At 32.6% G+C, this 24,454-nt stretch carries 17 protein-coding genes and 1 pseudogene; 16 read left to right on the top strand and 2 right to left on the bottom strand.

The genetic code is table 11. From position 1 onward, the window contains the following. Positions 1–5 precede the first annotated feature (5 nt). From LB888_RS01975 to LB888_RS01910, 14 genes and pseudogenes are all read left to right on the top strand, one after another. Positions 6–812 carry an alpha/beta hydrolase gene (locus tag LB888_RS01975; RefSeq protein ID WP_318753395.1) on the top strand — a complete coding sequence of 269 codons (807 nt, stop codon included), beginning with the start codon at positions 6–8 and terminating at the stop codon, positions 810–812. Positions 813–835: 23 nt separating this feature from the next. Then, positions 836–2,257, top strand: a complete 1,422-nt coding sequence (locus LB888_RS01970; protein ID WP_318753394.1) for a response regulator — start codon at positions 836–838, stop codon at positions 2,255–2,257. Further along, positions 2,254–2,823, top strand: coding sequence for a glycoside hydrolase family 3 C-terminal domain-containing protein (locus LB888_RS01965; RefSeq protein ID WP_318753393.1), 570 nt, complete (start codon positions 2,254–2,256; stop codon positions 2,821–2,823). Before LB888_RS01970 ends, LB888_RS01965 begins: the two co-directional genes overlap by 4 nt. Beyond that, a complete protein-coding gene (locus LB888_RS01960) occupies positions 2,820–4,634 on the top strand; it encodes a beta-glucosidase (protein ID WP_318753943.1) in 1,815 nt (604 codons plus the stop codon). The genes LB888_RS01965 and LB888_RS01960 overlap by 4 nt, the downstream gene beginning before the upstream one ends. A 743-nt stretch (positions 4,635–5,377) precedes the next feature. Further along, the gene (locus LB888_RS01955) at positions 5,378–6,205 is read left to right on the top strand and encodes a glycoside hydrolase family 113 (protein WP_412928320.1); all 828 of its coding nucleotides are present in this window, start codon (positions 5,378–5,380) and stop codon (positions 6,203–6,205) included. A gap of 59 nt (positions 6,206–6,264) precedes the next feature. Then, on the top strand, positions 6,265–7,515 hold the full coding sequence (locus tag LB888_RS01950; protein WP_318753942.1) for an ABC transporter substrate-binding protein: 1,251 nt from the start codon (positions 6,265–6,267) through the stop codon (positions 7,513–7,515). Between the two features lie 207 nt (positions 7,516–7,722). Then, positions 7,723–8,595 (top strand): carbohydrate ABC transporter permease, encoded by an 873-nt coding sequence (locus LB888_RS01945; RefSeq protein WP_078756269.1) that lies wholly within the window; start codon positions 7,723–7,725, stop codon positions 8,593–8,595. 6 nt (positions 8,596–8,601) lie between these two features. Continuing rightward, positions 8,602–9,426 (top strand): carbohydrate ABC transporter permease, encoded by an 825-nt coding sequence (locus LB888_RS01940; RefSeq protein ID WP_318753391.1) that lies wholly within the window; start codon positions 8,602–8,604, stop codon positions 9,424–9,426. Between the two features lie 207 nt (positions 9,427–9,633). Then, the gene (locus LB888_RS01935) at positions 9,634–10,095 is read left to right on the top strand and encodes a hypothetical protein (protein WP_318753390.1); all 462 of its coding nucleotides are present in this window, start codon (positions 9,634–9,636) and stop codon (positions 10,093–10,095) included. After that, entirely contained in the window at positions 10,092–12,314 is a 2,223-nt protein-coding gene (locus LB888_RS01930) for an alpha-galactosidase (RefSeq protein WP_318753389.1), read from the top strand. The genes LB888_RS01935 and LB888_RS01930 overlap by 4 nt, the downstream gene beginning before the upstream one ends. 15 nt (positions 12,315–12,329) lie before the next feature. Continuing rightward, positions 12,330–13,042: pseudogene (locus LB888_RS01925) on the top strand (GntR family transcriptional regulator). Positions 13,043–13,051: 9 nt separating this feature from the next. Then, entirely contained in the window at positions 13,052–13,894 is an 843-nt protein-coding gene (locus tag LB888_RS01920; protein ID WP_318753388.1) for an ROK family protein, read from the top strand. Positions 13,895–13,905: 11 nt separating this feature from the next. After that, entirely contained in the window at positions 13,906–14,868 is a 963-nt protein-coding gene (locus LB888_RS01915) for an acetylxylan esterase (protein WP_318753387.1), read from the top strand. 10 nt (positions 14,869–14,878) lie between these two features. Further along, positions 14,879–16,270, top strand: coding sequence for a glycoside hydrolase family 1 protein (locus tag LB888_RS01910; RefSeq protein ID WP_318753386.1), 1,392 nt, complete (start codon positions 14,879–14,881; stop codon positions 16,268–16,270). Positions 16,271–17,030: 760 nt separating this feature from the next. Here the strand turns inward: LB888_RS01910 and LB888_RS01905 are convergent. After that, on the bottom strand, positions 17,031–18,500 hold the full coding sequence (locus LB888_RS01905; protein ID WP_318753385.1) for a nucleotide sugar dehydrogenase: 1,470 nt from the start codon (positions 18,498–18,500) through the stop codon (positions 17,031–17,033). A gap of 187 nt (positions 18,501–18,687) precedes the next feature. On the opposite strand from LB888_RS01905, the gene galU reads away from it, so the two are divergent. Beyond that, complete coding sequence (gene galU / locus LB888_RS01900) at positions 18,688–19,560, top strand: UTP--glucose-1-phosphate uridylyltransferase GalU (protein WP_318753384.1); 873 nt, start codon at positions 18,688–18,690, stop codon at positions 19,558–19,560. A gap of 412 nt (positions 19,561–19,972) precedes the next feature. Beyond that, positions 19,973–23,305, top strand: a complete 3,333-nt coding sequence (locus LB888_RS01895; protein WP_318753383.1) for a G5 domain-containing protein — start codon at positions 19,973–19,975, stop codon at positions 23,303–23,305. 224 nt (positions 23,306–23,529) lie between these two features. Here LB888_RS01895 and LB888_RS01890 read toward each other — a convergent pair whose 3' ends face one another. After that, a complete protein-coding gene (locus LB888_RS01890; protein WP_318753382.1) occupies positions 23,530–24,384 on the bottom strand; it encodes an AraC family transcriptional regulator in 855 nt (284 codons plus the stop codon). Between the last annotated feature and the right edge of the window lie 70 nt (positions 24,385–24,454).

The raw sequence follows: 24,454 nt of genomic DNA, 5'->3' as shown, positions 1-24,454 counted from the left end.
ATATCATGTTTCATCAAAAAATTTTAATTGAAGGCAAAGAGAAAAAGGCATTCCTTACAACTTATATATTAGATAATTACGATGAATTTAGTAAAAATCGTATACGACCTATCGTGATAATTTGTCCTGGTGGTGGATATGCTATGACTTCGGATAGAGAAGCTGAAGCAGTTGCCATTCGAATGAATAATTTTGGATATCATGCAGCTGTATTAAAGTATTCAGTAGCACCCTCTCGTTACCCGGAATCTTTAATACAGTTAGCTAAATCATTAAAACTATTAAGAGAATCAGCTGTAGAATGGAATATTGATTCACAAAAAATAATCATAGCTGGATTTTCTGCTGGCGGACATTTAGCTGCAAGTTTAGGTGTATCATGGCATAATGAAGCAATTTATCGTCCGTATGGATTATCTAGTCATCAAATTCAACCAAATGGATTGTTACTTTCTTATCCTGTAATATCTTCTAAAACTTATGGACATAAGGATTCTTTTCTAAATTTATTAGGAGAAAATTATGAGGCAGAGCATCATTTACATTCTCTAGAAGATCTAGTTACTGGACATACCCCTAAATCGTTTATATGGCATACAGATGAAGATGACTTAGTGGTTGCAGAAAATAGTTTGAATTTTGTACTTAATCTAAGAAAAGCAAAAGTCCCAGTTGAATTTCATTTATTTACTCAAGGAGGTCATGGATTATCACTTGCGAATTATGAAACAAATATTGGAGGGTACGGAATTGTTGATGGGGCAGCAGTGTGGCCTGAACTATTCAGGACATGGGTTGAAAATAATCTCTAGATAAGAAAGAAATGAGGCTCATGATGAAAACAATTTTGATTGTTGATGATGAAAAAATTACCAGAGAAGGTATTAGTCAACTTATTGATTGGCAACAATATGGTTTTAAAGTAATCGGTCTAGCTGAAAATGGAAAAGTAGGACTTGAAATGACTAGAAAATTGTTACCAGATTTAATTATTACAGATATTAAAATGCCTGAAATGACTGGTTTAGAAATGATTGAGATATTACGGCAGGAAAATATCACATCAGAATTTATCATTTTATCTGGCTATTCAGATTTTGAATATGCAAAAAAGGCAATCAAAACAGGTGTCATTTCGTATATATTAAAGCCGATTGATGAAGATGAATTAATTGAAAGTTTAAAAAAATATAATGAAAGATTTCAACATACAAATATCAATTTAAAAACACTACTTATCAATAAACTGTTTGGTCCTGATGATACAGGTTTAGAGCAATATTCTCAAATAAATTTTTGTTGGGTAATTGAAGGTGATAGCAACGATATCAAACAACGTTTAGACAATTTACAGATTGAATATATAGAGTTGGAATATTTGAAAAAAGTACTTTTTGTTCTACTAGCAAAAGAAATGACCGATGATTTTTCAAGTTTATTTATCAATATTTTTACGGGCGATGGTTCGGTAATTAGTACAGGTTGGCAAGCTGCAGAAACTTCGTTAAATGATGTTCTGCCAAAATTGATGGATCTTAATAAACAACGGTATCTTTTTGATAATAGTTTAATTTGGCCAGAAGGGATAAAGCGCTTTAGAAATTCTGTCGATGCAAAGGAAGGTAGTATTGATGACTATATTGATGAGATTTTAAATCCACCATTTACAGATAAAACAAATATTAAATATTCTAATCGTATAAAGAGTTTAGCTTTTAATAAAGACGAAGCTATAAATTTCATTTTATTTGATTTTCATCAAATTAGAACTCAAATACAACAAACACTTAATATCGGATTAATTGATTACCATTTTGAAATAAAAAATGAATTATATGAAACAAAGGAATTGAACGAAGCTGTTAAAATTTTGAATATATATATGAAGAAATATCAAGACCAAATTGCTCGTGAATTTGGAAGTAAAAGTGCAATTCATCAAATCATTCAATATATTGATACTAATTATGCGGATGAAATGACGTTAAAAAGCATAGCAAAACAGTTCGGATATAATCGCTCCTATTTAGGAAAGAAGATTAAAGAGGAAACAAAGAAAAGTTTTAATCGCTACCTTGAAGATAAAAGAATGGAACAAGCTATTAAATTATTGACAGCTACTAACTTACCTATATATGAGATAAGCAATCAAATTGGATACAAAAATGAAGAGTACTTCTATAAAATTTTTAAAGAGCATTTTTTTGTATCACCAACTGAATATCGAAAAAATAGAATACAAGGAGGAAACCAATGACAGATAAAAAACTAATAGTCGAGAATGAATTGGCACAGCATCTTAACATTAGAGATGTTAAAGGAGAAAAAATAATTAATACTAAAATGTCTCAATTATGCTGTCAATTAGCTGAAGAAGGCATCGTTCTATTAGAAAACAATGGAGTTTTACCTTTACAGAAGGAAGATAATATTGCTTTATTTGGGAGAAGTCAATTTGATTATTTTTATGTTGGATACGGTTCAGGAGGAGAAGTGAATCCACCTTATAAAATTAATTTAGTTGATGGTTTAAAAGCCGAAAATGAAATGTTAAATGAACTTTTGTTAGATAAATATCAAAAATTTATTGAAAACCATCCAATCCAAGATAGCTTATGGGGACAATGGCCACGCCATTTAGATGAATTTGAATTAGAAGATGGATTGTTAAAAACAGTTAGTGAGCAGTCTAATGTAGCAGTGGTGGTTATAGGAAGGGCCGCAGGTGAGGACCGTGAAAACGAACTTGAACCTGGAAGTTATTATTTAACAGAAACTGAAAGAAGTAATTTGGATAGAATCACAAATTTTTTGAAAATATAATTATCATTATCAATAGTGGAAATATTATTGATTTATCTTGGTTAAATAATTATAAAGATAAAATATCAGCCTTATTACTTGCATGGCAAGGAGGCATGGAAAGTGGCAGAGCGCTTGCTAATATTTTAGTGGGAAATGCTAATCCATCAGGAAAATTACCTGATACTATTGCTCAAAAATATGATTATTACCCAAGTTCTAATAGTTTCGGACAACCTGAAATAACGGAATATGTTGAAGATATTTATGTGGGATATCGATATTTTGAAACATTTCACCCTGAACAAGTACTTTACCCGTTTGGTTATGGATTAAGTTATTCTCAATTTACCGTGAATTCCAATGCGTCTATACAAGATGACTCTATTTTAATTAAGGTTCAAGTTGAAAATGTTGGAGAAGTTGCTGGGAAAGAGGTCGTGCAAGTTTATTACAATCCGCCTCAAGGTAAACTAGGTAAATCATTAAGAAATTTAATTAGATTTGATAAGACAGTTGAGTTAAAACCAAAAGAATCAGAAGAGCTGGAATTTAAAATTAATATTTCAGAAATGGCGTCTTATGATGACTCGGGTGCTACAGGTAATCCTTATTGTTATGTATTAGAACCTGGTCAATACGATATTTTGGTGGGAACTAGCTTATTAGATTTAAAATTGGTTTGTACATATGACTTAAAAAAAATAAGAGTTACTGAAAAATTAAGCCAAAAAGCACCCGCGGAATATGAATTTAACCGAATGTTTCCAAAAAGAGTTGGAAACGACCTAGAAGTAGCTTTTCAAAAAGTACCTGTTAGAATCGAAAATTTAAAAGAAAAAATTATTCAAAGTTTACCCCCAAAAATAACTATTCCAAATAAAGATAACCTTTATTTATCAACCAGTAAAACTATTGAAGAATTAATTTTATCTTTGACACCAACCGAATTAGATTCACTTACACGTGGTGAGGGAAAAATGGATAGTCCTTTGGGGCCTAAAGGTAATGCTGGAATATTAGGTGGTACAACAGATTCCCTCAGAGAGAAAGGGATTCCACCAATTACTACAACGGATGGGCCAGCGGGTATTAGATTGAATTATTATACTGCTTTATTACCATGTGGTACAGCGTTAGCTAGCAGCTGGAATACCGCGTTAGTGGAGGAATTGGGTAAAGTTTTTGGAGCTGAAATGAAGGCTTTAAAGACTCAAGTTATATTAGCGCCAGGGATGAATATTCATCGTAATCCTTTAGGTGGACGAAATTTCGAATATTTTTCAGAAGATCCTTATTTATCTGGAAAAATGGGGGCTCATTATGTTTTAGGAGTACAGTCGAATAAAGTGGCCGCATGTCCAAAACATTTTGTCTGTAATAATCAAGAAACTAATAGAAATAAAAACGATTCGAGAGTTTCAGAAAGAGCATTGAGAGAAATTTATTTAAAAGGATTTGAAATTTGTATTAAGGAAGCAAAACCTTATTCTATCATGACGTCCTACAATAAAATAAATGGGGTATGGGCACATTATCATTATGATTTAGTTACGGATATTCTCAGAAATGAATGGAAATATGATGGTTGTGTGATGACAGACTGGTGGATGCAATTAGCACAAGATCCAAACTTTGAACACTTAACTAATAATGCATATCGACTACGTGCGCAAGTCGATATATTAATGCCAGGTGGCTTAAGTTTTACAGTTAAAGAAAATGATAATAGTTTAATTGAATCTCTTGAAAAGGAGAATGGAATTACTATTGAAGAAGTTCGACGTTCGGCTGCCAACATATTAAGATTTATTGAAAAGATTTATGCATAAAAATTGAAATTAGGATTAGCTCGAAACGACACTTTCTTAATAGAATTTGTTATGCTTACTTAATCTCTACATAATCAAAATATTAAAATGAGGGACTGAAATTATATTGTTTCCTTTTATATTAGTACCTTATGTGGTAAATACATATATTTATAATGAAGATTAAATAAAACAAACCAGAGTAGGTTGAGAGTAGTTGAAGTATGAAAATTTCGCTACTTTCCCTATTTTTTTAGTTGATACACAAAATTTTTGATACTTAAGAATAATTAGCATTGCACGCTATGAAATATTATTTTATCATTTAAAATCACAATTTTGCTCACGAACATAAAGATTATCTTTCTAGATGCTGGGCATAAACTTGATAAATTTAGTTAAGATCATTGTTCATTAATTAATAGCGCAGTGGTTGAGTGGTCTCAAACTGCGTCTTAATGACTTGTTTGAGGCCACTCCCATTTCCTCTATTGCTTTAGCTTATGATGGTTTGATTGCTTAATAAATTGACGGAATAAAATAAATTAATAAAAATAAAAAAAACACTTTACATTTAAATGAAAGCGTTATATAATTAATTTAAGTTAAAAGTATATACTTTTAAACTATAAAGTTAAAACTTATAACAGGAGGGTGATATGGAATTTATAAAAGCTGTCACTTTTGGCTATATGAGTAGAAGAGGAGATTTGAATACACTTGATGCAGAACAGTCTTTATTAGCTTAAAAAAATCGTTGTGCTATTAATACGATTATTTTACCAATTGTAGTTGAACAAGACACAATCCACTCAACTATAATCAATTGGCGTTCTAAAGATGTCTTATCAGATAAAGAAGTAGAGAATACAATTTTGAAAGCACATCAATTGGGTTTAAAAGTCTTCTTAAAGCCAATGGTTAATGTCTCAGATGGAACTTGGCGTGCACATATAAACTTTTTTGACCACGATGCTGTTTGCGAACCGAAATGGTCCGATTGGTTTAAATCTTATAATGAATTTATTGTTCATTATGCAGAAATTGCAGAAAGAACTCAATGTGAAATGTTTGTTATTGGTTGTGAGTTAGTAAATGCAATGCGACGGGAACAAGAATGGCGTGAATTAGTTAAATTAGTTAGAGAAAAATATACGGGATTAATCACTTATAATTGTGATAAGTATCAAGAGGAAGCAGTTAAATGGTGGGATGCAGTAGATGTCATTTCATCATCTGGTTATTACCCGATTGATAAATGGGAACAAGAGTTACAACGAATCAAAAGAACCGTTGAGAACTACAATAAGCCATTTTTCTTTTGTGAAGCTGGCTGTCCAAGTCGAGTAGGAAGTGAATACTTACCTAATGATTGGAAATTTGGTCAAGAAGTGGATGTGGAAGTTCAGGCTAATTGGTATCGAGCAATGTTTGAAGCTTGTGATTCTCATAATTGGATGAAAGGATATGGTCTTTGGGATTGGAAGTCAACTTTATATCCATTAGAAAATGCTTATCAAGATCGGGATTATGCTTTATATGGAAAACCTGCTGAAAAAGTCGTTAAAGAATATTTTGAAACAAAAAACTAAAGGAGTATATCATGAAAAAAACACTATTAAAATTTGTTAGTTTATTATCAGTTGGTGCGATGGCAATGCCGTTACATGTAATGCCCATTGCTCATGCTGAAGACCAAGTTGAAATTACTTTTATTAATCATAAAACTGACTGGGCAGGAGACGGTACATGGGATCGTTACCTAGAAGAATTTAATGCTGTTCATCCAAACATAAAAGTTAATATTGAAACAATTACCGATTATGCAGGTCAAGTAAAAACTCGAATGAATTCAGATCAATATGGTGATGTTTTAATGATTCCAGGCGATATTTCACCAGTAGATTATGCAACATTTTTCGAACCGTTAGGTGATAAGGAAGAGTTATCGAAGAAGTATGTTGGATTAAATGATCGTTCTTTTGAAGGAGTTCAATATGGTTTACCAAGTCAAATGAACGCAACCGGTATGGTTGTTAATATGCAAGTCTTTCGCGATGCAGGGATTGAAACATTCCCAACCACACCTGAAGATTTTATTGCAGCATTAAAAACAATTAAAGAAAAAAATCCTGAAGTATCACCTTTATATACCAATTATGCTGCAGGGTGGACTTTATCAAATTGGGATTTTGTCCGCGCAGGGGCTTCAGGTAATTATGATTTTACCAATGAAATGACAACCGATAAAGAACCATTTGCTGATGGTAAAACAATGAATAAAATTTATAAATTATTGTATGATGTCGCAAAAGAAGGGCTTATCGAAGCAGATCCAACTACAACAGATTGGGAACAATCAAAAGTTGATTTAGCAAATGGTAAAATTGGGGTTATGGTTTTAGGAAGTTGGGCAATACCACAGATGCAAGCGGCTAATCCAGATAATGCACAAAATATCGAATTTCATCCTTTCCCAATGGTAGCCGAAGATGGTAAGCAATATTTACCTGTTGGAGGTGACTATAACTATGGTATTAGTGTACATAGTGAGCATAAAGAGGAAGCACGAATCTTCATTGATTGGATGGTAAATGAATCGCCATATGCAGAAGATAATGGTGGATTACCTGCTTTAATTGATGGAGAATATCCAGCCGCTTTAAAATCAATTCAAGAAGCCGGCATAACCTTATTGGAAGAAAATCCAGCTCCAGAAGGAAAAGAGTCATTATTCAGTGATATTAACAATGAATCAGAATTAGGTATTGGATCAACTGATATTGAAAAACAACGTATTATCGATGCAGCAGTTGGAAATACTTCAGAAACATTTGAAGATATGATGGCCGAATTTAATCAACGTTGGGCAGATGCAATCGAGGTTGTTTCAGGAAACTAAGATTTGCTATTGGAGATATGACCGATGCTATAATTGCTTTTAGTCTCTAAACGTGTTAAAAATGCCCAGTGGGTTTGTAGCTTTAAACAACATCTATTTAGATTTGTTTAAAATTTACTCAATTATATAGGGGTGGGCATGTGAAGTAGAAATAATTTGTTTTTCTACTTCTTGTCTACTCCTTTTATTATTTGAAAGGAGAAACAAATGAAAAAAATCTCAAATTCTCTGGAAAAAAAGTTGTTAATCTTTAGTTTTACCGTGATACCAGTCGTGTTGTTATTAACCTTTTCTTACTATCCTTTAGTTAAAATGGTTCAATATAGTTTGACAGATTGGAACGGCTATCGCCCAACAAGTAATTTTGTTGGTTTAAAAAACTATAAAACGATCTTGACTAATCCGAAATATTTCACTGTTTTTAAGACCAGTTTTTATTATTTTATTGCATCATTTTTTCAATTAGGGTTTGCGTTATTATTTGCTACAATTTTATCATTTAAAGTTAAATTTGCTAATTTTTGGAAGGGGATTTTATTTTTCCCTTATCTACTGAACGGAGTCGCAATTGGATTTATCTTTTTATATTTCTATAAAGGTGGCGGTACCCTTGATACAGTGTTGGGTGCATTTGGTCTAGATAATCAAATCCGTTTATGGTTAGGTGATCGTTCAATTAATAATATATCCCTTGCTTTTACATCAGTCTGGCGATATACGGGATTTAATTTTCTTATATTTTTAGGAGCAATTCAATCCGTTAATCCAGAAATTTATGAAGCTGCTGAGATTGATGGTGCGAATCGATGGGATCAGTTTAAATATATTATTATTCCTAGCATTCGAAAAATTGTTTTTTTAAATATCATTTTGAGTGTTAGTGGTTCATTAAGTGTTTTCGATATTCCATATATTATGACGGGTGGTTCAAATGGAACGACAACTTTTGTTATCGAAACTATTAATACCGCATTTAAATATAATAAAGTAGGACTTGCTTCCGCAATGGCAGTTATCTTATTGTTAATTGTCTTGGTGGTAACATTGATGCAAAGAGTCCTTATTCGTGAGAAGGAGTAAACTATAATGAAACAAAAAGTTACCTTTGGAACTATTTTGAAATATTTTATTTTGGTAGTAGGAGCAATCGTAGCGCTATTACCATTACTCGTTGTATTTATTGGGTCGTTTAAAAGCAATGAAGAATTTTTATCAACAGGGGTGCTTTCATTACCCAAACAATTTGATTTAACTAACTATAAGACGGCTTTTATTAATGGACAAATGTTGCTTGGGTTTAAAAATACTTTGTTTATTTTTATTGTGAGTATGCTTGGTAAATTAACATTAGGTTCCATGTTTGCTTATGCTGTAAATCGTTTTGATTTTAAATTCAAGAAATTAATTATGACATTATTTATGGTAGCAATGTTAATTCCAGGTATTACTTCGCAAGTTGCGACATTTCAGGTGATTGAAGGATTAGGATTATTTAATTCGATTTGGTCAGTAATTATTTTAAATTTAGGTACCGATGTTGTTTCACTTTATATCTTTATGCAGTATTTAGATGAAATTCCGATATCATTGGATGAATCTGCATACTTAGATGGAGCAGGTTATTTTAAAATTTTCTGGAAAATTATTCTACCAAATTTAAAAGCACCAATTGTTACCATGCTGATTATTAGTGGAGTAGGTGTTTATAATGACTTTTATAATCCATTCTTATATATGCCATCGGCTAATTTAAAAGTGATTTCTACAGCGTTATTTGCTTTTAAAGGTCCTTATGGTACTAACTGGCCAGTTATTTTAGCAGGTGTTATTATTGTTATTATGCCTATTTTGATAGTATTTGTTACATTACAAAAATACATCTATAATGGAGTGGCTGGTTCTGTGAAGTAAGCATAAGATTGTTCGGTAAATCAAGAGAAACAGAGATGATCAGGAGGGTGTGAAATGACCTTCTAAATATATATTACGAGAGGTGAGGAAAATGAAAACAAATCGAGTGGTAAAAGTTGTTGATTTTTTTACACCTTGGTAAAGTCCTCGCTAATATTTTGGCGAGCAATGCTCAAAAATGGCATCATTTTTGGTTTAGTAGAGGCGATGATTGAAATGCTAAACTATATCGATCAAATGGTATTGGAAAAAAACATCTTAAAGTTAGAAAAAACGACAGATAAAAAAGTGAGCTATGCATTATCCTTGCTATTCATGTTCTTTACGATGGCCACATTTATTGGTGTAAGCACAATTGCAGTGGAATATCAGCAATTGATAGGTATGGCGATATTGATTTGTAGTGCAGAAGCTTTGATTGTGTTACTGGTTAGTCTACACTATACAATAGTAAAAGACAGAATCAGCTTAAAGCGTTTATATAACGCCATTAAAAATATAATTAAAGATTGGTCTTTAACACTACTTTTTATCGGTTGCATTTTTTTGGGATTAATTATCATATACTTTAGTCCCATCTTAGCATTTTTCGTTTATCCAGGCCTAATGGGAAATGTAATATGTCTATATTTAATTAAAATTTATTCAAAAAAGGAAGTTTCATTATGATAGAAATTACAGATAAAAAAGAATTTCATCTTTCAAATCAACATGTTAGTTATATATTTCGCGTAATGGAGAAGACCCATATTTTGGAACATTTATATTTTGGTCCTCGAATTAATTCTTATGATAATTATGATTTTTTAATTGAACGTGATGTTAGAACTGGTAATAATTTTATAACGGGAGACTATACAAGCTCGTTTGAACATATAAAACAAGAGGTGCCAGTTTACGGTACAACAGACTTTAGATATCCTAGTATAGAGCTCGAATATTCTGATGGGGATAGGATTTCTCATTTTGAGTATTTTGATTATCGTTTGTCGAAAGGTAAAACAAGAGAAAAGGGACAACCTAGAAGTTTCGCTTCGGAGCAAGAGGCTGAAGTTTTAACGGTAATCCTTAAAAACCGTTATTCAGACATTTTTTTAGAATTGGATTATGGTCTTTATAAAGATTTGCCGATTATTACGCGTCAGCAAAGATTAATCAATAAAAGTCGTGAGAATATTTCGATTGAACAGTTTATGAGTCTAAATTTAGATATTCCGAATGAGAATTACGAATGGGTTCATTTAGATGGAGCATGGGCTCGAGAACGTCATGTTAAAAGGCAAGAAGTTCAACCGGGAGTACAACATATTTCCAGTACACGAGGTGCGAGCAGTCATGTTTATAATCCTTTCTTTGCGTTAGTATCAGCCCAAACTACTGAAAATAATGGAAATGCTATCGGTATAGCATTAATCTATAGTGGGAATTTTTTAGCTCAAATTGAACGAGACAATTTTGAAGTATTACGTCTTCAAATTGGAATAAATCCCTATCAGTTTAATTGGTTATTGAAGCCTAATGAGATGTTTCAAACGCCGGAAGCTGTCGTTTGTTATTCAGATTCCGGTTTAAATGGAATGTCACAAACGTTTCATGATTTTTTCAATTTTCATGTCATAAATAATAAATGGCAAAAAGATCCTCGTCCAGTTTTAATTAATAGTTGGGAGGCTACCTATTTTGATTTTAACGAGGAGAAATTACTTGAAATTGCTCAAACGGCTAAAAGAATTGGAATTGATTTATTTGTCTTAGATGACGGCTGGTTTGGAACACGAGATAGTGATGAGGGTTCATTAGGAAATTGGAAAATCGATTATCGAAAGTTGCCTAATGGCATTAAAGGATTATCGGAAAAAATACATAGTATGGGTTTAAAATTTGGTTTGTGGATAGAACCCGAAATGATTTCTATGGATACACCATTGTATAAAGAACATCCTGAATGGGTTATTGGACATCCGCAAAAAAATATCTCTCATGGTCGTAATCAATATGTATTAAATTTTGCTATTCCTGAGGTAGTAGAAAATATTTATCATCAATTAGAATTAATATTAAATGAGTCCAAGATTGACTATATAAAATGGGATATGAATCGTTATATCTCAGAAGCATATTCAGCTTTATTGCCACGCCAACAGCAAGGAGAATTGTTTCATCGATATATACTAGGTGTTTATCATTTATATGAAATGTTGAACGATAATTTTCCAAATATTATGATTGAATCTTGTGCAGGTGGAGGCGGACGTTTTGATCCTGCTATGCTTTATTATGCACCACAAGCATGGACTAGTGATAATACGGATGCAATTGAACGGTTAAAAATACAATATGGAACAAGTTTTGTTTATCCATTGTCAACCATTGGAGCCCATATTTCAGAAGTACCCAATCATCAAGTAGGTAGAACGACTCCATTAACAACCAGATCTGAAGTAGCCATGTTCGGAACCTTTGGATTTGAATTGGATATCACTAAATTAAATGAGGACGAACTTTCATTATTATCTGATGAAATAAGCAAGTATAAATTATACCAATCATTAATAACACAAGGAAAATTTTATCGATTATTGAGTCCATTTGACTCAGATATTACTGCTTGGATGGTGGTAGCTAAAGACCAATCTGAAGCCTTGGTAGGAATTTATCAACCATTAGCCAAACCAAATGATTATTATCATCGATTAAAATTACCAGGACTTAATCCAAAATTACGTTATCATTGCATGATACATGGAAAGAATGTTATACGATTTGGTGATGATTTAGAAAAAATAGGTTTAATTTTAGCAGATAATTATACCGATAGAGTAGGAGAGTTTTGGAGTAGAGAAAAACAAGGAGATTTTTATTCAAAACTGATTTATTTAAAAACATAAAAGGGGTTGTATTCTTTGGAAAAATATATTTATATCGCTAATGATATGCGAAATAGAATTTTAAAAGGTGAATTTGCTAGTAATGACCAATTACCTTTTGAAAAAGATCTAATAGAAGAGTACAGCGCAAGTAAAATGACAGTAAAAAAAGCGCTTGATATTTTAGTAAATGAAGGTCTTATTATAAAAAGAAGAGGTTCAGGTACATTTGTTAAATCTCTATCTGAATCTGAATTGAAAAAGAGAGTGGTGTCAAATCAATTTAGAGGGACCACAGCTTTAAATGTTGGAAAAACAGTTGAAAGTAAAGTGCTAGAATTTAGTGTCATTGAAGCAAATAAAAAGGTTAGTGAGAAATTGCATATAGAAAAAGGTAGCTTTGTCTATGATATTTATCGTGCACGTTACATTGATAAAGAACCATTAGTTATGGAACAAATGTATATGCCTATCGATTTGATTGTAGGTTTAAAAAAGAAAATGTAAAGGGATCGATTTATGAATTTATTGAAGAAGAATTGAAATTAAAAATTAAGAGCTCACATAGAACAATATATGTTAGAGGTGCTAATGAAACGGAGGCCAAGTACCTTGAAATAGAAGAAGGAAGTCCGGTTGCCGTTGCCGAACAGATTGCTTTTTTAGACACAGGTGAAGCATTTGAGTTTTCTACTTCAGTGCATCGTTCTGATAAATTCTCTATAGAAGTCATCTTAAGTAAAGATTAGGTGATAAAAATGAAAATTTTATGTTTTGATATGGGTGGAACATCGGTTAAATATGGATTATGGGAAAATGAAACCATTACACAAACTAATTCCTTTCCGACACCTTCATCTTGGCAAGAGATGAAAGAATTACTTAAAAATACCGCAGATCAATTCAAAGGAATTGATGGAATTGGCTTTAGTTCACCAGGGTCAGTCGATTCAAAAGCAGGTGTTATTAAAGGTATTAGTGCAATTCCTTATATTCACAATTTTGAGATTGTAAAGGAATTAGAAATGTTATTTGGCAAGCGGATAACCATTGAAAATGATGCTAATGCTGCAGCATTAGCTGAATTATATTATGGTAAAGCGAAGGACTTTCAAAATGTAGTGTTCTTTATTATTGGTTCTGGTATTGGAGGAGCTATCAGTATTAATAAGCAAATCGTAAAAGGAGCAAACTTATTTGGGGGTGAAATCGGTTATATGCTATTGGACCAGGATAATACAGTTAGTCAACTTGCCAGTCCTGTCCAAGTAGCAGAACGTTTTGGTCAATTGACTGGAAAGGAATTGTTTGCACTTTCCGATCAAGGTGATAAAAATGCACGGGAAGCCGTTGAGGGAATTTATGATGCACTCGCTAGAAGTATGTATAATATTTGTTTGTTAGTTGATCCAGAACTCATTTTGATAGGTGGTGGCATTTCTCAGCGTGAAGATTTAATTGAGCCAATTCAAGAAAAATTAAATAACTATTTAAAACTAAATGGCGCTAAAGACTTAAAAATAACGGTTGATAAGTGTCAATTTAAACAAGATGCTAACTTAATAGGAGCAGCTGTTAATTTTCAAAATACTTTTGTATGAGGAGTTAAAGTATGTACATAAAAGATTTAATGGACGACTGGGGGAGTTATCAAGGTAGTCAAAAAAGACCTTTAGATTTCGATCAGTTTTGGAAAGAGAGCAAATTAGAAGTTGATCAATTAGGACTTAGCTATCGACTAGAAAGGCATGAATTATATTCTAATGTTGCTGAAGCCTTTGATTTGATTTTTTTGGGGGTTGATGGAGCAGAAGTTCATGCTCAATTCGTAAAACCAATTAAGGTTGATGGAAAAATACCCATGATATTACAATTTCATGGATATCATACGAATTCGGGAGATTGGACTGACAAAATAGGATATGCTGCGGAAGGTTATGCAAGCTTATCATTAGATGTACGTGGACAAGGCGGGTTATCGCAAGATAATACCCAAACTAAAGGCGGAACTTTAAAAGGTCATATCATTCGTGGCGTTGATGAAGGAAAAGAAAACTTATTATTTAGAAAAGTATTTCAAGATATTTATCAACTAACTCAAATAGCTTTTTCGATGGAATTTATTGATACTGAAAAAATATATGCAACAGGAGCTTCACAAGGCGGTGCACAAGCAATTGTTTGTGCTGCATTAAAACCTGAAATTAAAAAAGTATTTGTATGTTATCCTTTTTTATCTGATTATCGTGAAGCTTATCGCTTAGATGTTAATAATTCAGCCTATGAAGAGATTGCTTATTGGTTCAGATTCCGAGATCCACTTCACGAAAAAGAAGAAAAATTATTTTCTGTTTTAGATTATATTGATATTCAATATTTCGCTAGTCTAATTGAAGCGGAAGTTATTTGGGCCATGGGATTAGAAGATAGAGTTTGTCATCCAAAAACACAATTTGCTACTTATAATCAAATTAATAGTCAAAAAGAACTTATTATTTTACCTGAATACGGTCATGAGTACCTACCTAAATTTGGGGAAATAATCAGAAAGAAATTATATGAAGATAGGGGTTAGAGTGAATAAAATGAAGAAATTTCCAGAAAATTTTTGGTGGGGTGCAGCAACATCTGGACCGCAATCAGAAGGACGATTTAATAAAAAACATGCTAACATGTTTGACTATTGGTATGAAATAGAACCAGAAGCATTTTATAATCAAGTGGGACCTGATACGGCTTCAAATTTTTATAATAGTTATAAAGAAGATATAGATTTAATGAAAGAAATCAATTTAAATTCAGTCCGCACCTCTATCCAATGGTCTCGCTTAATTGATAATCTTGAAGAAAATACAGTAAATGAAGATGCTGTTAGGTTTTATAATAATGTCATTGATGAGTTTCTTGCGAAAGGTATTCGTCCAGTCTTTAATTTACATCACTTCGATCTACCAGTCGAACTATATCATAAGTATGGTGGTTGGGAGTCAAAACATGTTGTCGATTTATTTGTAGGTTTTGCTAAAAAGTGTTTTGAACTTTTTGGCGATCGAGTCAAAGATTGGGTTACTCATAATGAACCAATGGTTGTAGTTGATGGGGAATATTTATACCAATTTCATTATCCTAAATTGGTAGATGGAAATAAAGCTGTGCAAGTAATGTATAACTTAAATTTAGCTTCAGCAAAAGTAATCGAAGTATTCAAAGAATTAAAAATGAATGAAAAAGGCGCTCGAATTGGAACAGTGCTTAATTTGACGCCAACCTATCCAGCCAGTGATAAAGAGGAAGATTTAAGAGCTGCTCATATTGCTGAACTTTGGAATAATAAAAGTTTTTTAGATCCAGCTATTAAAGGAGAATTTCCTAATGAACTAGTGACGTTACTAGAAGATGATGGTGTGTTATGGGAAAGCACTGATGAAGAGCTCAATATAATTAAAAATAATACTGTAGAATTTTTAGGTGTTAATTTTTATCATCCTAATCGCGTAAAAGCACCTGATATTGCACCTGATTCTGTCGGTGATTGGATGCCTAATCGCTATTTTGACCATTATGATATGCCGGGAAGAAGAATGAATATTGATAAAGGCTGGGAAATCTATCCAAAAGCCTTATATGATATTGCGATAAATATTCGAGATAATTATCATAACATTCCATGGTTTGTTTCTGAAAATGGTATGGGAGTTTCTCGCGAGGAGCGATTTATGAATCATGAGGGTGTCATTGAAGATAACTATCGTATTGATTTTATCCAAGAACATTTAGAATGGTTACACAAAGGTATTGAAGAAGGCTCAAACTGTTTCGGCTATCATTTATGGACCCCGATTGATTGTTGGTCTTGGATGAATGCTTATCGAAACCGTTATGGTTTTATTTCAAACAATATTCATACACAAGTGAAGACCATTAAAAAATCGGGCTATTGGATTAAAGAAGTAATTGACCGAAAAGGAATTGAATAAGCTATTTCAATAAAAAAGATGAACCGTTTATAATTTCATTCCTGACTTAGTTTCACTCTATCAATTCGTCGGATTTAATGGTATAGAAGTATATTCAATAAAATTCAATTTACTAATAACTAAAATTTGCAAAGGGTGGAAGATGAAGGCTGGGCATAAACTTGATAAAATTAGTTAAGATTATTGTTCATTATTTAATAGCGCAGTGGTTGGGTGGCCTCAAATGACGACTTAACGAGGTTAGGTATCAATTTGATAAATTCAATCAAGTAAATTGCTCGATATTTAAAAGCGCAGTGGTTGAGTGGTCTCAAACTGCGTTTTAAAGAGGTTAGAAATCAACTTGCAAATTTCTGTCCAGTTCTTGCGCTAATAAAAAGCGCAGTGGTTGAGTGGTCTCAAACTGCGTCTTATTGAGTTAGGCATAAACATAAACATTCAATCAAGTTATTGCTCGATATTTAAAAGCGCAGTGGTTGAGTGGCATCAAACTGCGTCTTATTGAGTTAGGCATAAACATAAACATTCAATCAAGTTATTGCTCGATATTTAAAAGCGCAGTGGTTGAGTGGTCTCAAACTGCGTCTTGATGACTTGCTTGAGACCTACTCAACTTTGCGGGGGTGGACAGACGAAGTGAAAACTATTCAATTTTCTACTTCTAGTCTACTCCCCATTTTTTGAAGTACGAGTAGAAGTCAAATTAAATTATAGACAAAACGAAAAAGAGCCTGAGATTTTTCTCAGACTCTTTTATTTATTAATCTCTCATAAAGATGTCGCGTGTGAATACTTTATCTTTTACATCATCTAGTTGGCTATCATAACGGTTAACAATAATCGCTTGGGATAATTGTTTGAATTCATCTAAGTCGCCAATTACTTCACTGCCAAAGAACGTAGTACCTGCTTCTAAGGTTGGTTCATAGATGACTACTTTAGCACCTTTCGCTTTGATTCGTTTCATAACGCCTTGAATCGCTGATTGACGGAAGTTATCAGAATTACTCTTCATTGTTAAGCGGTAAACACCGATAACCGTTTCTTTTTCTCGCGACTCATCCCAGGTGCCATCATAATGATGCGCTCCACTTAATTCTAATACTCGATCAGCGATATAATCTTTACGAGTACGGTTAGATTCAACAATCGCTGTAATCATATTTTGTGGAACATCATCAAAGTTAGCTAGTAATTGTTTCGTATCTTTTGGTAAGCAATAACCACCATAACCAAATGAAGGGTTATTATAGTGGGTGCCAATACGTGGATCTAAACCAACACCATCGATAATGTCTTTAGTATTTAAACCTTTGGTATCGGCATAAGTATCTAATTCATTAAAGTAAGATACACGTAATGCTAGATAGGTATTGGCAAATAATTTAACAGCTTCAGCTTCAGTGAATCCCATAAATAATGTTGGAATATCTTCGCTTAGAGCACCTTCTTGTAATAATTCTGCGAAGATTTCTGCTTTTTCACGCGATTCTTCATCACAAGAAACGATAATTCGTGAAGGATATAAGTTATCATATAATGCTTTTGATTCACGTAAGAACTCTGGACTGAATAAGATGTTTTTTGTATTGTATTTTTTACGAACGGATTCAGTATATCCAACGGGAATGGTTGACTTAATAATCATCGTCGCATTAGGATTAGCTTTTAATACTAATTCAATCACAGTCTCAACCGCTGAAGTATCAAAGAAATTCAATTTACTATCGTAATTAGTTGGGGCAGCGATAATGACATAATCCGCCTCAGCATAAGCTTTTTCGCCATCTAAAGTAGCCGTTAAATTCAACTCTTTTTCTGCTAAATATTCTTCGATATAGTCGTCTTGAATGGGTGACTTTTTATTATTAATCATGTCTACTTTTTCTTGAACGATATCAACTGCTGTCACTTGATTATGTTGTGCTAATAATACCGCTAAAGATAATCCAACATAACCTGTTCCAGCAACCGCAATTTTATATGATTTTGGTGCTGGTTTTTTCGTTTCAGGTTTTTCTTCGACGAATAATTCGGTCACGTCAAAATCCAATGCTTCTGCTAAACTTTCTAATTGATTGATCATCGGTAAGTAGTCTAAGTTTTCAATACGTCCGATTAAAGAACGGTTGATGCCGGTCAATTCTGATAATTGGGCTTGGGTTAAATCTTTGGCTTTACGTTTGTTCGTAACAGTTTCAGCTAATAATTGAACGGATAATTTTTTCATAATGGACTCCTTTGTTATTTAAAGTAACATTTTTATTTAGTAACAAGCAAAATTATACCGTTAATCGTGTTAAAAAGCAAATTTTTAGTTAGTCTTGATATTTTAAATAACAAAACGCTAGCGTAATATGTTAAAATAGTGTACAATGAAATCAATCATTAAATATTGAATAGAAAGAGGTATATATATGTCTAAAGTTAGAAAAGCTGTGATTCCAGCAGCAGGACTTGGAACACGCTTTTTACCAGCAACCAAAGCAATTGCTAAGGAAATGATTCCAATTGTTGATAAACCATCGATTCAATTTATTGTAGAAGAAGCATTAGCTTCAGGAATTGAAGAGATTTTAATCGTAACTGGAAAAAGTAAACGTGCGATTGAAGACCACTTTGACTCTAACATTGAATTAGAATCTAACCTTGAAATTAAAGGTAAACAAGAGTTATTAGATATCGTCCGTGAAACAACTGGTATTAGAATGTTCTTTGTGCGCCAACCCTATCCAAAAGGATTAGGTGATGCGGTATTACAAGCTAAAAGCTTTATCGGTGATGAACCCTTTGTGGTAATGTTAGGTGATGACATCATGCGTGACGAAGTGCCTCTAACTAAACAATTAATCGATGCTTATGAACAAAATCATGCCTCAAACATTGCGGTTATGAAAATGCCGATGGAAGACATTAGTAAATATGGTGTTATCGACATCGAGAGCCAATTAGAAGAGGGCTTGTATAATGTTAAAAAATTCGTTGAAAAACCTAAAATGGAAGAGGCTCCAAGTGATTTAGCGATTATCGGTCGTTACTTATTAACACCAGAAATCTTCGAGTTATTAGAAAAACAAGAAGTCGGTGCCGGTGGCGAAGTCCAATTAACCGATGCGATTGATACCTTAAATAAAACCCAACGCGTCTTTGCGAAAGAATTTAATGGCCAACGTTTTGACGTCGGAAACAAATTAGAATTCATGAAGTCAAGTATCTTAGTAGGTTTAGAACATCAAGAAATTGGCGACGAACTAAAAGACTTCGTTAAGAAGATTGCAGAGACATTGTAATAATTAAATAAAATGAATCGGCGGGCGGAAGTTCGCCGAATTTTTTTATAAGAAGGGCGTTGCTAAATTCTTAACGCAGATTAAAAATAGAAAGTCATACTTGAAAATAAGGTTTTCCTCATTTCCCTTCGGTAAACAGGGAATCAATGAAGAGGGAGTTGGCAATAAGTAAAATATATTTAACATTGAAAATATTTTTTAACTCAATTTATAAATCATTAGCGTAAAATGCTGTTAATAGAGTATTTAGTTAATTGTAATCAGAAAATCGATTTAAAATAAACTTAAAAAATATTGTAATAAATATTTAATATACAAACTTATATTTTTGTATTGCAAAAAGAGATTTACCTGATAAAATTGATTTTAATGATAAGCTTTGCGTTAAAATAAATATTGGGAGAGTTATCTTATGGAGAGAAAAAATCGGTATGCATTAAGAAAAACCAGTAATGGCTTAGTAAGTTGCATTGTTGGTGTTTTTATGTCGGCAACTATGGTCAACGGATTAGTTGTACCTGTTCAAGCACAAACAACTGAAGAAGAAACTACAGTGACAAGTGAGGTACAAGTTGAAGAAGTATCTTTAGAGGAGACAAGTAGTATAGATGAAACAACTGTTGAGGAAATTACATTTGAAGAAACAATAGATCAAACTACAGTTGAAGACACAACTACGGAAGAAACAACAGTTGAAGTAACAACGATTGAAGAGCCAAATGATGAAAATATTAAGCAAAGTGCAATTGATAATACTAAGGAAGACTTAGAACAATCAGAAATTTATCAAAAAACAGCAGAGGAAGACTTATCAAAACCAGAATTAATAAATATTTCAATTGATAAGACAGAATATAGAGCTGGAGAAAATATAATAGCTACCTTGAAAGTAAAAGATGAGAGTGAATTAACCAGGGTATTCGTCAGTTTTTATAATCTAACACATCCAGACCAACCGACTTTATCAGGAGGTCAATATAATAATTTTGTAAAAAATGAAGATGGTACATATACTGTTAGACTAATCATTGATATTCCGGAAAACACTCCAAATTCAGATTACGTATTAAATTGGGTTTCAATTACTGATAAATGGAATAATGATTTAGATTTATATAAATATAATAATGATTTACCAGAAATAAATATTAAAGTTTCGACTGATAAGATAGAGGATTTGAATAAACCTGAACTTATAGATATTTCAATTGATAAGACAGAATATAAAGTTGGAGAAAGTATTAGAGCTACCTTGAAAGTAAAAGATGAGAGTGAATTAACCAGGGTATTCGTCAGTTTTTATAATCTAACACATCCAGACCAACCGACTTTATCAGGAGGTCAATATAATAATTTTGTAAAAAATGAAGATGGTACATATACTGTTAGACTAATCATTGATATTCCGGAAAATACTCCAAATTCAAATTACGTATTAAATTGGGTTTCAATTACTGATAAATGGAATAATGATTTAGATTTATATAAATATAATAATGATTTACCAGAAATAAATATTAAAGTTTCGACTGATAAGATAGAGGATTTGAATAAACCTGAACTTATAGATATTTCAATTGATAAGACAGAATATAAAGTTGGAGAAAGTATTAGAGCTACCTTGAAAGTAAAAGATGAGAGTGAATTAACCAGGGTATTCGTCAGTTTTTATAATCTAACACATCCAGACCAACCGACTTTATCAGGAGGTCAATATAATAATTTTGTAAAAAATGAAGATGGTACATATACTGTTAGACTAATCATTGATATTCCGGAAAATACTCCAAATTCAAATTACGTATTAAATTGGGTTTCAATTACTGATAAATGGAATAATGATTTAGATTTATATAAATATAATAATGATTTACCGGAATTAAATATTACTGTAATATATAAACTAGATTTTCAGGTAGTTGAAAAATTTGAAGCTATTCCGTTTAAAACAGAAAGAATTGAAACTTCTGATCTTCCAGAAGGCGAAGAAAAAGTTCAAACTGCTGGAGTTAATGGCGAACAAAAAATTACAACCACAACCCCAATGATCAATAATAAACCTTATGGCGAAGCAACCGTTTCAAAAGAAACAACGAAAGCACCAGTAAATCAAGTTGTGTTAGTAGGAACTGGAAAGATTGTGAACGATGTTAAAGTCACAACAGCACCAATTCCATTTACTACTAAATTTATAGAAAACCCAGATGCATTAAAAGGCACAGAAAAAGTGACACAAAAAGGTGTGGATGGCGTTTTAACAACAACAACAACTACCCCAATGTTGAATGGTAAACAATATGGTGAAGTAACTTCTGTTAAAGAAACAACCAAAGAAGCGGTACCACAAATTATCGAAATTGGAACAGGTGTTGTGACAGACAAAGTCGAAGTAACAACTGAAGCTATTCCGTTTAAAACAGAAAGAATTGAAACTGTTGATCTTCCAGAAGGTGAAGAAAAAGTCCAAACTGTTGGTGTTAATGGCGAACAAAAGATTACCACTACTACCCCAATGTTAAATAATAAACCTTATGGCGAAGCAACGGTTTCAAAAGAAACAACGAAAGCACCAGTAAATAAAGTTGTATTGGTCGGTACAGGTAAGATTGAACAAGTCGTTACAACAAGTACTAAACCAATTCCGTTTACTACAAAATTTATCGAAAACCCAGATTTATTAAAAGGTGAAGAAAAAGTTATTCAAGAAGGTGTTGATGGTGTAATGACCATTACAACGACGACTCCAACTTGGAAAGGTCAAGCCTATGGTGAAGCGACAACAACTGAAAAAGTAACGACTCAACCAATTGAAAAAATCGTCGAAGTAGGTGTCGGAACGATTGAAGTCAAAGAAGAAGTGGTTACAAGAGCGATCGATTTTGAAACAGAAGTAGTAGAAAAACCTGATATGTTGAAAGGCACAGAGGAAGTTACTCAAGCGGGCGTAAAAGGTGAGATGACGGTTACGACCACCACCCAATATTTGAATGGCAAAGTTTATGGTGAACCTGTTGTGACGGAAAAACGCATCAAAGAACCTGTTAAAGAAATAATTCAAAAAGGAACAGGTGTCTTAGAAGAAAAAACAGAAGTAATTGAATCTGAATTACTCTTTGAAACGCAATACGAATTAAATGTTGAGTTAGATGATATGGCTAAAGAAACTAAGCAGGCCGGTATTAATGGAAAATCCATTCGTACAGTTGTGACGCAATATTTAAATGGTAAAGTATATGGTGAACCGGTAGTTACAGAGGAAATTACCGCAAAACCAGTTACTGAAGTCATTGAAGTTGGAGAGGGCTTAGTAGAACCTGTTATTGAAAAAACGACTGAAGCAATTGATTATGAAACTGAAACCATTGAAAATGCGGATTTAGAAGTAGGCGTAAAAAATGTTAAGCAAGCGGGTGTTAAAGGTGAATTAACTCGCACAACAACCACTTACTTTATTTTTGGTAAACAATACGGTGAAGCCGAAGTTTCAGAAGATATCACGTTAGAACCAGTGAAAGAGATTATTGAAGTCGGAACAAAAGTAGTAGAAGACAAGCAGTCAACAGAAAAGACTACCGGTTCAGAATCAAATAAATCAGAAGAAGTGGTTAAAGTCAACTCAGCAACTACTTTACCAAACACAGGTGAGATTGACTATCGTCAAGTATTTACTCCAGCAGCATTAACAATTTTAGCAGGCTTAGGCTTAATTGTAACTGATAAAAAGCGTAAACCTGAAAATGAATAAGTAGCAGTCTGTAATAGAGAATAGAAAGTTATAAAATCTAATATTTTATCAGGTATCGAGTAATCTAAAATAAATGAGATTATGATCGATGACTACTAAAGCATTTATTAGAATGCAATAAACCAAAATCTTAATAATAGATTTATAGTCTATTTCATATTATTTTTCGCCTAACAGCGTATCAATTAAGAAAACCGGCAGCAATGCCGGTTTTTTATTGTTATTTATCCTATCGATAAAGCTGCACTTTGGTTTTGATGTTGTTTTCGATATTGCAATGGTGAGACATGGTAGCGCTCTTTGAATTTATTAGAAAAGTAATTACTGGAATAAAAGCCAACCATTTCCGCAATCTGTACAATCGAATGATTAGTTGTTTCTAAAAGGTTTAGCGCATGTTTAAACCGTAAATCTTGTAAGTAATTGATTGGTGAAATGCCTAGTTCTTCTTTAAATAGGTGAGATAAGTGATATTTTGAAATATGGGATCGACTTTCGAGTGTCTCAAGGGTAATTTTTTTCGAATAATTATTGTCAATATAATTTTTTGCTAATGTGACACTTGGACTTAATAGATTTTTATGTTGATTATCCAAATCGGTATTGGCTTCATTGATGATTGAAAAGATTACCGCGTTAACTAAATGCTCAATAATTTGATTAGTATATTGTTGATGTTTAGCACTTTCTTTAATGATTTGTGAGAACAGGGATCTAAATGCGAACGAATCATCATTGAAGATGATTAAGTCATTTTCGCGCATTTGATTTGGAAAGATTATCTCTGGTCCTTTAAAGCCAATGACTACATATTTCATTGGATTCTCAATAGAAGAGTGTTCCGTATGTTCGATAAAAGGGTTTATAATGACCAGACTATTTTTTTGGACAGGTTGCGTCCCGAAATTAGTTTGCATATGTCCCTCACCATTAAGAATGAAAATTATTTCAGTAAAATCATGGTAGTGCATCACGCTATGCCAGTTAGCATCATAACTAGCTTGATTAACAGACCTTATGTCAAAATAAGGCAGATTACTTGGATCTTTTTGTCTTTTAATATTGAAATTATAATACATATTTGACCTCCTAGTAGCTTCATCATCTTAATTATTTACCAAAAAATATCATTATACAATGTAAGCGTAT

This window comes from Globicatella sp. PHS-GS-PNBC-21-1553 (assembly GCF_033564055.1).
GTDB lineage: Bacteria > Bacillota > Bacilli > Lactobacillales > Aerococcaceae > Globicatella > Globicatella sulfidifaciens.
The sequence above is the reverse complement of the archived record's forward strand: the minus strand, read 5'-3'. Positions and strand labels throughout refer to the sequence as shown.